The sequence below is a fragment of the Spirillospora sp. NPDC047279 genome, from assembly GCF_040643285.1.
Lineage (GTDB): Bacteria > Actinomycetota > Actinomycetes > Streptosporangiales > Streptosporangiaceae > Spirillospora.
On record NZ_JBEYUA010000006.1, the window covers coordinates 454,674 to 469,362 of the forward strand.

The 14,689-nt window shown below is 72.6% G+C and carries 13 protein-coding genes; 8 read left to right on the forward strand and 5 right to left on the reverse strand.

Features of this window, described 5'->3' with window-relative positions; translation table 11 throughout:
- Nucleotides 1–102 precede the first annotated feature (102 nt).
- A complete protein-coding gene (locus tag ABZ810_RS18305; protein WP_358404235.1) occupies nt 103–672 on the reverse strand; it encodes a hypothetical protein in 570 nt (189 codons plus the stop codon).
- A 188-nt stretch (nt 673–860) separates the two neighbouring features.
- On the opposite strand from ABZ810_RS18305, the gene ABZ810_RS18310 reads away from it, so the two are divergent.
- Nucleotides 861–983, forward strand: a complete 123-nt coding sequence (locus tag ABZ810_RS18310) for a hypothetical protein (protein WP_358404236.1) — start codon at nt 861–863, stop codon at nt 981–983.
- Here the strand turns inward: ABZ810_RS18310 and ABZ810_RS18315 are convergent.
- Complete coding sequence (locus tag ABZ810_RS18315) at nt 980–1,708, reverse strand: hypothetical protein (RefSeq protein WP_358404237.1); 729 nt, start codon at nt 1,706–1,708, stop codon at nt 980–982. The genes ABZ810_RS18310 and ABZ810_RS18315 overlap by 4 nt on opposite strands.
- 116 nt (nt 1,709–1,824) lie before the next feature.
- On the opposite strand from ABZ810_RS18315, the gene ABZ810_RS18320 reads away from it, so the two are divergent.
- Entirely contained in the window at nt 1,825–2,619 is a 795-nt protein-coding gene (locus tag ABZ810_RS18320) for an SDR family oxidoreductase (RefSeq protein WP_358404238.1), read from the forward strand.
- 16 nt (nt 2,620–2,635) lie between these two features.
- Here ABZ810_RS18320 and ABZ810_RS18325 read toward each other — a convergent pair whose 3' ends face one another.
- The gene (locus ABZ810_RS18325; protein WP_358404239.1) at nt 2,636–3,841 is read right to left on the reverse strand and encodes a cytochrome P450; all 1,206 of its coding nucleotides are present in this window, start codon (nt 3,839–3,841) and stop codon (nt 2,636–2,638) included.
- On the reverse strand, nt 3,838–4,326 hold the full coding sequence (locus tag ABZ810_RS18330) for a hypothetical protein (RefSeq protein ID WP_358404240.1): 489 nt from the start codon (nt 4,324–4,326) through the stop codon (nt 3,838–3,840). Before ABZ810_RS18330 ends, ABZ810_RS18325 begins: the two co-directional genes overlap by 4 nt.
- Before the next feature lie 57 nt (nt 4,327–4,383).
- Between ABZ810_RS18330 and ABZ810_RS18335 the strand changes: the two genes are divergently transcribed.
- From ABZ810_RS18335 to ABZ810_RS18345, 3 genes are all read left to right on the forward strand, one after another.
- Entirely contained in the window at nt 4,384–5,007 is a 624-nt protein-coding gene (locus ABZ810_RS18335) for a TetR family transcriptional regulator (protein ID WP_358404241.1), read from the forward strand.
- Nucleotides 5,008–5,073: 66 nt separating this feature from the next.
- Nucleotides 5,074–5,727 (forward strand): response regulator transcription factor, encoded by a 654-nt coding sequence (locus ABZ810_RS18340; RefSeq protein WP_358404242.1) that lies wholly within the window; start codon nt 5,074–5,076, stop codon nt 5,725–5,727.
- A gap of 44 nt (nt 5,728–5,771) precedes the next feature.
- Nucleotides 5,772–6,959 carry an ATP-binding protein gene (locus tag ABZ810_RS18345; protein ID WP_358404243.1) on the forward strand — a complete coding sequence of 396 codons (1,188 nt, stop codon included), beginning with the start codon at nt 5,772–5,774 and terminating at the stop codon, nt 6,957–6,959.
- Here ABZ810_RS18345 and ABZ810_RS18350 read toward each other — a convergent pair.
- A complete protein-coding gene (locus ABZ810_RS18350) occupies nt 6,913–9,000 on the reverse strand; it encodes an AMP-binding protein (protein ID WP_358404244.1) in 2,088 nt (695 codons plus the stop codon). The two genes, ABZ810_RS18345 and ABZ810_RS18350, sit on opposite strands and share 47 nt — an antisense overlap.
- A gap of 179 nt (nt 9,001–9,179) precedes the next feature.
- Between ABZ810_RS18350 and ABZ810_RS18355 the strand changes: the two genes are divergently transcribed.
- From ABZ810_RS18355 to ABZ810_RS18365, 3 genes are all read left to right on the forward strand, one after another.
- Complete coding sequence (locus tag ABZ810_RS18355) at nt 9,180–11,165, forward strand: hypothetical protein (protein WP_358404245.1); 1,986 nt, start codon at nt 9,180–9,182, stop codon at nt 11,163–11,165.
- A gap of 158 nt (nt 11,166–11,323) precedes the next feature.
- Nucleotides 11,324–12,526 carry an acetyl-CoA C-acyltransferase gene (locus tag ABZ810_RS18360; RefSeq protein WP_358404246.1) on the forward strand — a complete coding sequence of 401 codons (1,203 nt, stop codon included), beginning with the start codon at nt 11,324–11,326 and terminating at the stop codon, nt 12,524–12,526.
- On the forward strand, nt 12,523–14,622 hold the full coding sequence (locus ABZ810_RS18365) for a 3-hydroxyacyl-CoA dehydrogenase NAD-binding domain-containing protein (RefSeq protein ID WP_358404248.1): 2,100 nt from the start codon (nt 12,523–12,525) through the stop codon (nt 14,620–14,622). Before ABZ810_RS18360 ends, ABZ810_RS18365 begins: the two co-directional genes overlap by 4 nt.
- Nucleotides 14,623–14,689 lie beyond the last annotated feature (67 nt).

Genomic DNA, 14,689 nt, shown 5'->3' on the forward strand with positions numbered 1-14,689 from the left:
CGGAGAGGATTCGGAGCTGGAAGCTCAACAATCCGTTGTCGGTCACGTTTCATCAGACGCGCGTTCCGACCCCGGAGTTGTCACCGTCGCCCGCCCCGGGGATCAGCGCGTTCCAGGCCTGAACGGGGACGTGGTGGCGGCGAGGAGGAGGACGGCCAGGACGGCGAGGGCGGGGAGGATCAGAACCGAGTTCCCGGGGACGTCGGCGGTAGGGCGGGGGCCGACCCGGCGTTCGGGGTCCCAGGTGAGGTCGAGGGTGGCGCCGGGGCGGGCCTCGGCCGTCGCGGCGTCCAGCTCGGACGGGCCGCCTTTCGGGCAGGTCAGGCGGTGGACGGTGCGGGTGACCGTCGAGGTGCCTCCCTCGGGTGCGCCGTTGAGGACGGACGTGGCGGACGTCCGCGCGTCGTTCACGCGGCAGGCGCCGCTGACACCGCGTTCGGCCAGGACGCGGGCCTCGGCGGCGTTGTGGATGAAGAAGCCGCAGAACGGAAGGGCGAGCAGCAGGAGGACGGGGGTCGCCATGTGGTGGGCCAGGGCGAACGCGACGCCCACGCCCAGCGCGGTGGCCAGGAGGGCGACCACCGCGCCCAGCCACGACCAGCCGTCCGGGCCGTAGAAGTCCAGCCAGCCCGTCGCGACGAAGCCGCCGACGGCGGTCAGTGACGCGGCCACGGCGGCCGTCGTGCGCAAGATCGGAGCCACGGCCGTTCGACGTGCCGCGGGCGGTCATGGTTCGCGGAGGTGAGAGTGGTCCGCGTCACGCGGCGGGCGCGCTCTGGGCCGGCGATCCGGGAGGTGGGCCGTGGCCCGCCCGTACGTTCCGCAACGCCCGTTGCCGCGCTGCGCAACCATGATCGCGGATGGCTTCCTGGCTTCGGGAGGTGGTCGCGGTGCCGGCCTTCATCGAGACGTTCTGCTCGGTGGTGTCGACGGTCGTCGTGCTGCTCGGGGCGTGGACGCGGACCCGCCGCCCGGACCGTTAGTGGGGCGGGGGCTGCGGGTGGATGGCGGAGAAGGCGGAGCAGCCGCCCTCGCCGGGCATGCGCTGCATCCGGGACGGGGTCCAGATGCTGGTGCGGCCGGGGGCGACGCGGACGAGGGTGCAGTCGAGGGGGCCTTCCAGGTACGGCCTCGCGGCGAGGCTGACGCCCACCACGCCGCCTTCGCTCTTGATCTCGACGATGACGGCGGGGTCCAGCTTCAGGGACGTGACGGCGGCGCGGACCGCGGCCTCGTTCGCCGTGCCGCCGCCGGGGACCTTGGGGAGCGCCCGGCGGAGGCGTCCGGCGGGGATGTCGGGGGTCTCGGGCCAGGGCGCGAACGTGAGCGGCGCCGTGCCGGGGCAGGTGACGCGCTCGGGCTCGCGATCCCATTCGGTGGGGAACCTCAGCTCGAAGCAGTGCAGGTGGGTGACCTCCTCACCGGGAACGAGCAGGCCGCCGCCCTCGGTGCCCTTGCCGGGGACGCGGATGACCACCCGGGGCTTGCCGGTCGCGCCGCCGACCTTCATGGTGTCGACGTCGTCCAGGTCGGCGGCGCGGTGGCCGAAGTCCTGGGGGGTGCGTCCCCGGAAGCCGTAGAGCACGTTGTTGACCCGGCGGGCCTTGTCGCCGGCGTCGTCGGCCGTCTGGTCCTCGACGGAGGCCGCGCAGCCGGTCAGCGGCAGCGCGAGCAGGAGGAGCGGGACGAAGGGCGTGAAACGGCGCATGAGGCACAGCAAAGCACCTGCCGATCGCCGGGGCATGAGTAGGAGCGCCCAGGCCGATCTGGGTACCCGGGCTCGGCCGGGGAGTGGCCGGGTGAGATGTGGGAAGATCACGCCTCATGCTGATCGATCTTTCGGGCAGGACGGCGCTGGTCACGGGGTCCACGCAGGGCATCGGGCTGGCGATCGCGACGGGGCTGGCGCGGGCCGGGGCCCGGGTGGCGGTGAACGGGCGCGACGAGGCGCGTACCGAGGAGGCGGCCGGGCGGCTGGGCGCGGAGGTGCCCGGAGCGCAGGTCGTCCCGGTGCCGGGCGATCTCGCGGACGAGCGGGGCGCGGCGAGGGTCGTCGACCTGCTGCCCGACGTCGACATCCTGATCAACAACCTCGGGATCTTCGAGTCGAAGCCCGCGCTGGAGATCAGCGACGAGGAGTGGCGGCGGTACTTCGAGGTGAACGTGCTCGCCGCCGTACGGTTGACGCGCGCCTACCTGCCGGGGATGCGGGACCGCGGATGGGGCCGGATCCAGTACATCGCGAGCGACTCGGCGGTGGTGACCCCGGCGGAGATGATCCACTACGGGATGTCCAAGACCGCGCTGCTGGCCGTCTCCCGCGGCTTCGCCAAGGAGGCCGCGGGCAGCGGCGTCACGGTCAACTCGGTCATCGCCGGGCCCACCCACACGGGCGGGGTCGAGGACTTCGTCTACCAGCTGGTCGACAAGGACCTCCCCTGGGAGCAGGCCCAGCGGGTCTTCATGCGGGAACACCGGCCGCAGTCGCTGCTGCAACGGCTGATCGAGCCCGAGGAGATCGCCAACATGGTGGTCTACCTCAGCTCGCCGCCGGCCTCGGCCACGACCGGTGGCGCGGTGCGGGTGGACGGCGGGTACGTGGACTCGATCCTGCCCTAGCCCCCGGCGCCGGGGGCTAGACCGAGATCGGGAGGGCCGCGGGGCCGCGGAGGTTGATGCGCCCGTTCCAGGTCGGCTCGCCGGCGAGCGCGAGCCCGGGGAAGCGGGTGACCAGGCGCTCGATGGCCACGCGGCCCTGGATGCGGGCCAGCGCGGCGCCCAGGCAGTGGTGGGTGCCGACGCTGAACGCCAGGTGCTGGCGCGCGTCGGCGCGTTCGATGTCGAGGCGGCCGGCGGTGGGGCCGAAGTGCGCCTCGTCGCGGTTGGCCGAGGCCACGCACACGATGACGAACGCGCCCGGCGGGATCTCCTTGCCGCCCGCGGCGTGCGGGTGCAGGGTGACGCGCCGGGTCTGCTGGACGGGGCTGTCGTAGCGCAGGAACTCCTCGACCGCGTTGCCCGCCAGGTCGGGGCGTTCGCGCAGGAGGGCCAGCTGGTCCGGGTGGCGCAGGAGCGCGACGGCGCCGTTGGCGATGAGGTTGACCGTCGTCTCGTGGCCGGCGACGTAGAGCAGCACGACCTGGGCCACGAGCTCGTCGTCGGTGAGCGAGTCGCCGTCCTCCTCGGCGGCGATGAGGGCGGTGAGCAGGTCGTCGCCGGGGTTGGCGCGCTTCCAGGCGATCACGTCCCGGACGATGCCGGTCAGATCCACGCTGGCGTGCGCGATCTGCTTGAGCACGTCCTCGTCGAAGATCGGCTCCAGCGAGCGCACGACCATGGCGCTCAGTTCGCGGATGCGCTCGTGGTCGGTCGGTGGCATGCCGAGCATCTCGGAGATCACGGCGAACGGCAGCGGGAAGGCGAGCTCCTCGATGAGGTCGCCGCCGCCGGCGTCGATCCGGTCGAGCGCCTCGTCGACGAGCGCGGTGATGCGCGGTTCGAGGGCGCCGACCTTGCGGGGCGTGAAGACCTTCGACACCAGGGAGCGCAGCCGGGTGTGGTCGGGCGGGTCGCGGTCGAGCATGGACAGGGTCAGCACGGACGACCCCTCGCGCTCCAGGATGTCGAACTGCTCGCGCGGCGGGGTGCCGTCGTCCATGAGCCCGGCGTTCACCGAGTGGCCGGCCCGCAGCAACGTCGCGATGTCGTCGTAGGCGGTCATGAACCAGAAGCCGAGCGGGTGTTCCTGGACGGGGTCGGCCTCGCGCAGCGCGCGGTAGGCCGGATAGGGGTCGTCGGTGAAACCGGGCTCGAACGGGTTGAAGGAGACTTCCTCGGTCATCGAATCCCTCCGGGGGCAATGATCCACAGACAGGGCTTGAACGTTCGCCGCGGGGCGCGGGGGGTCGAGGCGTGCCGCGGCCTGGGCACCGCCGCGGGGGTCGCCGCGGCCGGGTCCCAGTGCAGCCCGGTCGCGAGATGGAGCAGGCGGCGCCGGCGGTCGTGCAGCTCGGCGAGGGCGGGGTGCGCGACGTGCGCGTCCAGCAGGAGGCGGGCGCCCGGCATGTCGCCGGCCAGCTCGTGCCAGACGGCGTCCAGCGCGGCCCGCATGTCCGGCGCGCCGGACTCCAGCAGCGGGTCGATCCGTGCCTCGAACGTCCGGTACCAGCGCGCCTGGACGTCCCGCAGGAACTCCCCGAAACCCCCGAACTCGGCCTCGATCTCCCCGGCCCACCGGTCGGGGATCTCGGGCCGCCGGTCACGTGCGATCTCCGCCAGCACCTCGTGAACGAGCTGGTGGCGGCGGTGTGCTCGGCTCCACGTCATCGTGAATACCTACTTCGCGTTGGAGACATACACTGTGTATGTTCGTATACTCCTCGCATGTCACGTGTCAAGAGCAGGCGGGAGCAGTACTCCGACGAGACCCGGGCCGCCCTGCTCGAAGCCGCCACCCGCCGGTTCGCCGAGCACGGCTTCGCCAAGACCTCGCTCGAGGACGTCGCGACCGACATCCGGGCCACCCGCGGCGCCGTCTACCACCACTTCGCCAACAAGACGGCGCTCTTCGAGGCGGCCTTCAACGACCTGGAACGCGGGCTGCTCGACCAGGTCGCCGAGGCGAGCGCCGGGCACTCCGACCCCTGGGAGGCGGGGCAGGCCGCCCTCGGCGCGTTCCTCGACCGCTGCTGCGACCCGGTCTACGGCCGCGTGGTCTGGCAGGAGGCCCCGATCGCCCTCGGCTGGAAACGCTGGAAGGAGGCCGAGGAGGAGTACGCCTACGGCCTCATCGAGCAGCTCACCCGGGCGCTGGTCGACAACGGCGACCTGCCGCCCCTGCCCATGGAGCCGATGGCCCGCGTGATCTTCCACATCCTCGGCGCCGCGGGCATGGCGCTCGCCGAGGCGCCCGACGACGACAAGCCGCACGTCCGGGACGAGTACGGCCTGGTGATCGGGCACCTGCTCTCCAACGCCCTCATCCCCAACCCGTCCCGCGCCACCTGACCGCCTTATCGGGGTTTAACGCCCCGGTCGGCATGCTCGGGCATGGACCTCAGGGGGTGGGTGGCCATGCGGGTACTGGTCGTGGAGGACGAACGGCTCCTCGCGGACACGATCGCGGACGGGCTGCGCGAGGAGGCCATCGCCGTGGACGTCGTCTACGACGGCGACGTGGCGCTGGAGCGTACGTCGTACATCGACTACGACGTGATCGTGCTCGACCGCGACCTGCCGACCGTGCACGGCGACGACGTGTGCCGCGCGCTGGTGGCGGGCCGCGGCGCCGGGCGGATCCTGATGCTGACCGCAGCGGGCGAGGTCGAGGAACGGGTGGACGGGCTGGAGCTCGGCGCCGACGACTACCTGCCCAAGCCGTTCGTGTTCAGCGAGCTGGTCGCGCGGGTGCGCGCGCTGGCGCGGCGCTCGGCGCCGCCGCTGCCGCCCGTCCTGGAGAAGGCCGGGGTCAGGCTCGACCCGCACCGGCGGACGGTCGAACGGGACGGCCGGGAGCTCAGGCTCACCAAGAAGGAGTTCACCGTGCTCGAGGAGCTCCTCCGGGCCGAGGGCGGCGTGGTCAGCGCCGAACGCCTGCTGGACCGGGCGTGGGACGAGAACATCGACCCGTTCAGCAACATCGTGCGGGTCACCATGGCCACCCTGCGCAAGAAGCTGGGCGAGCCGGCCGTGATCGAGACCGTCACCGGATCGGGGTACCGGCTGTGAGGTTCCCGGGGACGAAGGCGCCGGCGGGACCGGTACGGCTCAGCGTGCGTGCCAGGCTGACCCTGGTGTACGGGATGTTGTTCCTGGTCACGTCGGCGGTCCTGGTCGGCGTGACCTACCTGCTGACCGTCCGCGCCATGGACCAGCGGTTCAACATGACGTTCCAGAGCACCCCGGCGACGTCGTTGTCCCTCCAGGAGCTCGGCTCGATGACCAAGGCCGAGCAGCTCCAGCGGCTGATCAGCGCGCGCGGCGAGATCCAGGCCGCGGTGGACGCCCAGGTAGCCGAGAAGAAGCGGGACGTGCTCCAGGAGATGTTGCAGACCTCGCTGCTCGCGCTGGTGGCGCTGGGCGGGCTGGGCATCGGGATCGGCTACCTGGTGGCGGGCCGCACCCTGCGCCCGATCCACACGGTGACCGCGACCGCGCGCCGCCTGTCGGAGAGCACCCTGCACGAGCGCATCGCCCTCACCGGACCGCAGGACGAGATCAAGGACCTGGCCGACACGTTCGACCGCATGCTGGACCGGCTGCACCGGGCGTTCGACGCGCAGCGCAGGTTCGTCGCGAACGCCTCGCACGAGCTGCGCACGCCGCTGACGATCAACCGCACGGTGCTCGAGGTCGCCATCGCCAGCAGCAGGAACCCGCCCGAGACCAAGGCGCTCGCGGACGTCCTGCTCGGCAACACGGCCCGGCACGAGCGGCTGATCGACGGGCTGCTGATGCTGGCCCGGTCGGAACGCGAGCTGAACGCGCCGGCGCCGGCCCCGATGGAGGACGTGGTGCGCAGCGCGCTCGACCATCTGGACGAGATGGCCGGCGAGACGGACGTGGACGTGACCGTGGAGCTCTCCCCCGCCACCACGGTCGGCGATCCCGTGCTGCTCGAACGGTGCGCGGTCAACCTGCTGGAGAACGCGCTGAAGTACAACGTCCCGGGCGGCCACGTCTGGATCCGCACGTGGCGGCGCCGCGACCAGGTGATGGTGCGCGTGGAGAACACCGGGCGGCCCGTTCCCTCGTACGAGCTGAGCACGATCTACGAGCCGTTCCGGCGGCTGGGGGCCGACCGGGTCGGGTCGGCGGGCGGGGCCGGGCTCGGGTTGTCGATCGTCCAGGCGGTGGTGCGGGCGCACGGCGGCACGATCGACACGGTGGCCCGCCCGGACGGCGGGCTGGCGATCACTGTGCGGCTGCCTGCGGCCCCGGCGGCCGCTCCTCCTCGATGACGTGCGGCGCGGCCAGCGGCATCGGCTCGCGCCCCGGTTCACGTTCGTGCCGGCGTCCGCGCGCCTGCTCAGGACCCCACTCGGTCGCCCAGCTGACCTGCCCCTCGGGCCACGCCCAGCTGCCGTCCGGCCTGCTCTCGTCCACCCACCTGCCGTCCGCCCGGACGCCGGTCAGCGGAAAGTCCGCCACCGGAACGGCCTCCGCCTCCACCGCCTCCGGCACGAACGAACCCTCCGCCCCGGGCACGAGCGAACCCTCCGGCCCGGGTACGAGCGCGCCGTACGCCGCTCCGGGCACGGGTGAGGCCCCGGCCGGGCCGGGCGGCGGCGGGACCTCCGCCTCGCCTGGCAGCGGCGAGCGCTCCGCCGCGCCGGGCACGGGCGGGGCGCCCGAGCGGCGCGGGCCCGCCGTCAGCCAGCGGTAGACGACCTTGCCGGTGGCGTTGCGCGGCAGTTCGTGCAGGAAGTGCACGTCGCGCGGCACGGCGAAGCGGGCGACCTGGGTGTGGACGAACGTGCGGAGGGCCGCCGGGTCGAGCTCCGCGCCCGGCTGCGGGACGACGTAGGCCGCCAGGCGCTGGCCCCATTCGTCGTCGGGCACCCCGATGATCGCGACCTCGTGCACGCCCGGGTACTTCAGCAGCGCGTCCTCGACGTCGCGCGGCACCACGTTCTCGCCGCCCGAGACGACCATGCCGTCCTGCCGCCCGTCCACGAACAGCAGCCCGCGGTGGTCGACGTGCCCGAGGTCGCCGGTCGACAGCAGCCCGTCGCGCACCTCGGTCGGCTCGCCGCCGGTGTAGCCCTCGAACAGCAGCTCGTTGGCCGCGAAGACGCGTCCGATCGTGGACCGCCCCACCGGCTTGCCGTCCTCGTCCAGGATCAGCAGCCGGGTGTTGCGCGGGGGACGGCCCGCCGTGCGCGGGTCCTTGCGCAGGTCGCGCGGGGTCGCGATGGACACCCACGACACCTCGGTCGATCCGTAGACGTTGTAGACGACGTCGCCGAACGCGTCCATGAAGCGGGTGGCCAGCTCGCCGGGCAGCGCGGCGCCCGACAGCGCGGCGATCCGCAGCGAGGAGGTGTCGTGGCGCCGCCGGACCTCCTCCGGCAGGTCCAGGATGCGCTGCAACATCACCGGCACCGCGAACACCACGACGTCGCGGTGCCCGGCGATCGAGCGGAGCGTGCCCTCGGGGTCGAAGCGGCGCCGCAGCACCACCGGCGCGCGCAGGCCCCACGCCATCTGCAGCGCCGCGTATCCCCACGTATGGAAGAGCGGCGCCTCGACGATCATCGTCTGGCGGCTGCGCAGCGGGATGCGCGAGGTCATCGAGGCCAGCGGCCACAGGCCCGGCCGGGGCGGGCGCCGGGCGCCCTTGGGACGGCCCGTCGTGCCCGAGCTGAGCACGATCGTGCGGCCGTTGACCTGGGGCGGGCGCAGTTTGGGGGCGGGGCTGGAGTGCACGATCTGGTCGATGGTGAGGCCGGCGCCGGACTCGTCGCCGGGCCGGTCGGCCCAGACGATCATCCGCCGCAGCGCCCGCGGCGTGGCGGCCAGCAGGGGCGCGAACTCGGCGTCCACCACGAGCAGGTCCATGCGCAGCTCGCTCAGCACGTTGCGCAGCTGGCCGGCGCCGAACCCGGTGTTGAGCAGGACCACCTCCACGCCACGCTTGCTGCAGGCGACGAGCGTCTCGACCATGCCGCGATGGTTGCGGCAGAGCACGCCGACGCGGGGCCGGGGCCCGTCCAGCGGCAGCCCGACGGCCAGCCGGGTGCTGCGGTCGTCCAGCTCGGCGAACGTGAGCACGCCGCGCTCGTCGATCACCGCCGGCCGGCGGGGGCTGCGCGCGGCGCCGGAGACGACCAGGCCGGCCATCGTGGTGCCCCAGGTCCGGAGCAGGCCGATCTGGTGGAGGGAACGCTGCGGCGAGCCACTGAAGATCAGTCCGGTGCGCAGGAGGAGCGCCGTGAGATCGCGGACATGCCCGATCCGGCGGAGCGGTCCCGGGCGATAGGCGGGCCTGGCGTGCACCACCGCGTCCTCCTCCCCTGAACCCGGCAGGGCCGGTCGGGGGCGTGGGGGGCCGCCCCCACCAGAGGGAACACTGACCTACCGGTCACGGTACCTACGGGTGAGTAGGTGAACAAGGGGCAGTGCCCGGCCTGACCGCACGGCGACGAACCGGTTGTGGCCGGGCTGCGTCTGATCTTGTCATGGAACGACACGAACTGACCGGCGCGGAGCTACGGCTCTGGGACGCCTGCACGAGCGGCGAGATCGTGGCGTTCGACGGCGGCGAGACCGTGCGCGCCGAGGTGATCGCGGCGCTGCTGCTCGGCGCGGTCGAGCCCGCGCCCGGCCGCTATCCCGGCGTCCGGCTGCACGGGGCCCGGATCACCGGGCGGCTCGACCTGGACGGAACCGCGTTCGACACACTGCTGGACTGCGGTGACTGCGTCTTCGAGGAGACGGTCAGCCTCGCCGAGGCCAACCTGCGCACGCTGCGCATCACGGGCAGCCGCCTCCGGGCGTTCAAGGCTCCTCGCCTGCGGGCGACCGGGCTGGTCTCCCTGGAGGGCTCGTCGATCGACGGCGGTCTGCGGCTCGACCACGCGCGGCTGGAGAGCGAGGTCCGGCTGGAGGGCGTCACGGTCGGCAAGGTGATCGCGAACAACGTCGAGATCCAGGGCAGGCTGAACGCCGCCGGGATCACGGTGCGCGGCGAGTTCACCGTGCGCGGCGGCCAGATCACCGGCGATCTCGTCCTGACCGGCGGGAGTTTCAGCAACCCCGATGAGCGAGCCGCCGTGCACGGCGACGCGGTCATGATCGGCGGACGGCTCCGCGCCACGGAGATCGAGGTCACCGGGCCCGTCCTGCTGCGGGGTGCGAAGATCGACGGCGAGGTCGCGTTCCACGGGGCCCGGCTCAGCGCGCCCGGCCATGACGTGCTCAACGCGGCCGGCGCGACGGTGGGCGGAGGTTTCTTCTGCTGGCGCGGGTTCAGCGCCGAGGGCGGGGTCCGGCTGATCGGCACGCAGATCACCGGCAACCTCACCCTGGACGACGCGCGGCTGCACCACCCCGACGGCAAGGCCCTGGACCTGGACTCGGCGACGTGCAGCGAGGTGAGCGGCGTCAACCTGTGCGTGACGGCGGGCGAGATCAGCATGCGCAACACCCGGGTCGCCGGGCGGGTCGCCCTGGACGACGCCGAACTGCGCAACGCCGACGGCCGCCGCACCCTCGCCATCGATCACGCCGAGCTCGGCCTGGTGTCCCTGTGCCGGCTGCGGGCGCACGGCGAGGTGATGATCCGCGCGACACGGATCAACGTCCGGCTGCTGCTCGTGGACGCCGAGTTGCACGTCCCGGACGGCCCGGCGCTGCGTGCCTCCGGCAGCGAGATCGGCGCCGACCTGATCGCGCACGGCCTCCTCGCCGACGGGGAGCTCAGGCTCTACGGGACGCGGGTCGGCCGGCACGTGGATCTCACCGGGCTTCGCCTGCCGGTGCGGGACGGCGTCGCGCTGGACGCGCACGGGCTGGTGGCCGGCGAACTGTCGCTGCTGCCCGCCACACCGCTCGACGGCAAGGTCGTGCTGGCCTACGCGCAGATCGGTGTGCTCCGCGACGACCCGGATCGCTGGCCCGCCGCACTGGACGCCAACGGTCTCACCTACCGGGCGCTGGAGCCGCGGCTGCCGGCCAAACGGCGGCTGGCCTGGCTGAACGGCGCCCGCGACGGCTTCGAGTCGCAGCCGTACGAGCAGCTCGCGGCCCACTACACCACGCTCGGCCTGCACGCCGACGCGCGGGCGGTCCTGTGCGCCAGGGAACGCCGCCGGCTTGACGGCGAGACCCCGCTCATCTGGCTCTGGGGCCGGTTGCAGGACCTCACGACCGGGTTCGGGTACCGCCCATGGCGGGCGTTCCTGTGGTCGGCGGTGCTGCTGACCGTCGGCAGCGTGGTCTACGGGCTGCACCCGCCGGCCCCGCTCAAGCCCGACGAGGCTCCGCAGTTCAACCCGGTCGTCTACACGATCGACCTGATGATCCCGCTCATCAACCTCGGGCAGGAACTCGCGTTCAACCCCGTCGGGGCCCACCAGTGGTTGTCGTACACGTTCGTCGCGGCCGGCTGGATCCTGGCCACCACCATCGCCGCCGGGGTCGCCCGCGCCGTCAACCGCCGCTGAGCCGCGCGGGATCAGGGCGGGCGACCTCCACGGCGGGCCTCGACGTCGCAAGTGGTTACTGACGAGTAGCATGTGGTGTTACCAGCGAGTAGCATCGTTGTCGTGGGCACCTGTGCCGCCCGCCACTCCGTCCCGCAGCCAGCAAGGGAGGACGATCCGTGCCCCGTACCGCACGTGACGTCGTGTTCGTCGACGGCGTACGCACGCCGTTCGGCAAGGCCGGCCCGAAGGGCCTGTACGCGGAGACCCGCGCCGACGACCTGGTCGTCCGCGCGATCCGCGAGCTCATCCGGCGCAACCCGTCACTGCCGCCCGAACGGGTGGACGAGGTCGCGATCGCCGCCACCACCCAGATCGGCGACCAGGGCCTGACCATCGGCCGGTCCGCCGCCGTGCTGGCGGGACTGCCCACGTCGGTGCCCGGCTACGCCATCGACCGCATGTGCGCGGGCGCGATGACGGCCGTGGCCAGCACCGGTGCGGGCATCTCGTTCGGCTCCTACGACGTCGCCATCGCGGGCGGCGTGGAGCACATGGGGCGCCACCCGATGGGCGAGGGCGTCGACCCCAACCCGCGGTTCCTGGCCGACAAGCTCGTCGACCCGTCCGCGCTGGTCATGGGCTCGACCGCGGAGAACCTGCACGACCGGTTCCCGCAGATCACCAAGGAGCGCGCGGACGCCTACGCGGTGCGCAGCCAGCAGAAGGTCGCCGACGCCTACGCCGCCGGCCGGATCCAGCCGGACCTGGTGCCGACCGCGATCCGCTCGGCGGAGAAGGGCTGGGGCCTGGCCACCGAGGACGAGCCGCCGCGCCCCGGCACCACCGTCGAGGACCTGGCGGGGCTCAAGACCCCGTTCCGGGTGCACGGCAACGTCACCGCGGGCAACGCGGCGGGCCTGAACGACGGCGCCACCGCCTGCCTGCTCGCCGCCGAGGACGTCGCCCGCGAGCTCGGCCTCACGCCGCGGATGCGGCTGATCGACTTCTCCTTCGCGGGCGTCGAGCCCGAGGTCATGGGCGTCGGCCCGGTGCCGGCCACCGAGAAGCTGCTCGCCCGCAACTCGCTGACCATGGACGACATCGGCCTCATCGAGATCAACGAGGCGTTCGCCGTCCAGGTGCTGGCGTTCCTGGAGCACTTCAAGATCGCCGACGACGACCCGCGCGTGAACCCGTGGGGCGGCGCGATCGCGCTCGGCCACCCGCTGGCCTCCTCCGGCGTGCGCCTGATGAACCAGCTCGCGCGGCAGTTCGAGGAGCGCACCGACGTGCGCTACGGCCTGACCACGATGTGCGTCGGCATGGGCATGGGCGGCACCGTCCTCTGGGAGAACGTGAACTGGGAGGGCGCCAAGTGAGCACCCGGGCATCTGGCATCGAGGACATCTTCGGCGACGAGGTCGTGACCCACGCGCGCGTGCGCGACGTGGCCCTGCCCTACGGTGCCGGCACCCTCGCCCTCATCACGCTGGACAACGGCTTCGACCACACCAAGCCCAACACGTTCGGGCCCAACGGCCTGGCCGAGCTGAACGAGGTCATCGACGCCGTCGCCGCCCGCGACGACATCGTGGCCGTCGGCGTGACCGGCAAGCCCTTCATCTTCGCCGTCGGCGCCGACCTCAAGGGCGTGCCGCTGATCCAGAGGCGCGAGGACGCGCTGGCGATCGGCAGGCTGGGCCACGACGTGTTCCGCCGCCTCGGCGAGCTGAACGTGCCCTCGTTCGCCTACGTCAACGGCGCGGCCATGGGCGGCGGCGTCGAGATCGCGCTGCACTGCACCTACCGGACGATCTCCGCGGGCGTGCCCGCGCTGGCGCTGCCCGAGGCGTTCCTCGGCCTGGTGCCGGGCTGGGGCGGCACCTACCTGCTGCCCCGCCTGATCGGCGCGGAGAAGGCCCTCAAGGTCGTCATCGACAACCCGCTCGCGCAGAACCGCATGCTCAAGGGCAGGCAGGCGTACGAGCTGGGCATCGCCGACGCGATCTTCGAGTCGGCCGACTTCCTCGAAGAGTCGCTCGCCTGGACCGCCCGCGTCCTGTCCGGCGAGCTCGCGGTCACCCGCCCCGAGGTCGACACCGGCAAGGCCTGGGACGACGCGGTCGCCATGGCCCGCTGGACGATCGACGGCAAGCTGCACGGCGCGGCCCCGTCCTTCGTGCGCGCGCTCGACCTGGTCGCCGCCGCCAAGGACCGCTCGCGCGACGAGGGCTTCGCCGCCGAGGACGAGGCGCTGGCCGACCTCATCATGAGCGACGAGCTGCGCGCCGGGCTGTACGCGTTCGACCTCACCCAGAAGCGCGCCAAGCGGCCCGCCGGGGCGCCCGACAAGGGCCTGGCCCGCAAGGTCACCAAGGTCGGCGTCGTCGGCGCCGGCCTGATGGCCGGGCAGCTGGCGCTGCTGTTCGCCCGCCGCCTCGAGGTGCCGGTCGTGCTGACCGACCTCGACCAGGAGCGCCTCGACAAGGGCGTCGCCTACACCCACGGCGAGATCGACAAGCTCGCCGCCAAGGGCCGCGTGTCCGCCGACAAGGCCAACCGCCTCAAGTCCCTGATCAGCGGCTCCCTCACCAAGGACGCCTTCGCCGACGCCGACTTCGTCATCGAGGCGGTCTTCGAGGAGATGTCCATCAAGCAGAAGGTGTTCGCCGAGCTGGAGGAGTACGTCTCCGCCGAGTGCGTCCTGGCGACCAACACCTCCTCGCTGTCGGTGTCGGAGATGGGCGCGCACCTGAAGCACCCCGAGCGGGTCGTGGGCTTCCACTTCTTCAACCCGGTCGCGGTCCTGCCGCTGCTGGAGATCGTCCGCGCCGACCGCACCGACGACGCCGCGCTGGCCACCGCGTTCGCGGTCGGCAAGCAGCTGAAGAAGTCCTGCGTGCTGGTCAAGGACGCCCCGGCGTTCGTGGTCAACCGCATCCTGCTGCGCCTGATGGCCGAGATCATCCAGACCGTGGACGAGGGCACCCCGATCGAGGTGGCCGAACGCGCCGCGGCGCCGCTGGGGCTGCCGATGCCGCCGTTCGTGCTGATGGGCCTGGTCGGCCCGGCGATCGCGCTGCACGTGAACGAGACGCTGCACGGCGCCTTCCCGGAACGTTTCCCGCTGTCGGACAAGTTCGCCGAGTTCGTCGCGGCCGGGAAGAAGGGCGTCTACCTGCCCGACTTCACCATCGACCCCGAGGCGGCGGAGATCTTCGGTGGCGGCACCAGCCCGTCCACCGAGGAGCAGGTGCTCGCCCGCGCGCTGGACGCGCTCGCGCAGGAGATCGGGCTCATGCTCGACGAGGGCGTGGTGCAGGCCGCGGAGGACATCGACCTGTGCATGATCCTCGGTGCCGGATGGCCGTTCCACCTGGGCGGGATCACGCCGTACCTGGACCGCAGCGGCGTCGCGGAGAAGGTCAACGGCACCCGCTTCCTGAAGCCGGGCGTCGCGAGCCTGCCGCGCTGACGAACGCCGGTCCGCCGCGCTGAGCGAGCGAGGAGGGGCGCCCCGGATGGTTTGGGGCGCCTCTTTT

Coding starts and splice junctions, on each gene's coding strand:
- ABZ810_RS18310 (WP_358404236.1), top strand. CDS start 861: ATGGCTTCCTGGCTTCGGGAGGTGGTCGCGGTGCCGGCCTTCATCGAG.
- ABZ810_RS18315 (WP_358404237.1), bottom strand. CDS start 1,708: ATGCGCCGTTTCACGCCCTTCGTCCCGCTCCTCCTGCTCGCGCTGCCG.
- ABZ810_RS18320 (WP_358404238.1), top strand. CDS start 1,825: ATGCTGATCGATCTTTCGGGCAGGACGGCGCTGGTCACGGGGTCCACG.
- ABZ810_RS18325 (WP_358404239.1), bottom strand. CDS start 3,841: ATGACCGAGGAAGTCTCCTTCAACCCGTTCGAGCCCGGTTTCACCGAC.
- ABZ810_RS18330 (WP_358404240.1), bottom strand. CDS start 4,326: ATGACGTGGAGCCGAGCACACCGCCGCCACCAGCTCGTTCACGAGGTG.
- ABZ810_RS18335 (WP_358404241.1), top strand. CDS start 4,384: ATGTCACGTGTCAAGAGCAGGCGGGAGCAGTACTCCGACGAGACCCGG.
- ABZ810_RS18340 (WP_358404242.1), top strand. CDS start 5,074: ATGCGGGTACTGGTCGTGGAGGACGAACGGCTCCTCGCGGACACGATC.
- ABZ810_RS18355 (WP_358404245.1), top strand. CDS start 9,180: ATGGAACGACACGAACTGACCGGCGCGGAGCTACGGCTCTGGGACGCC.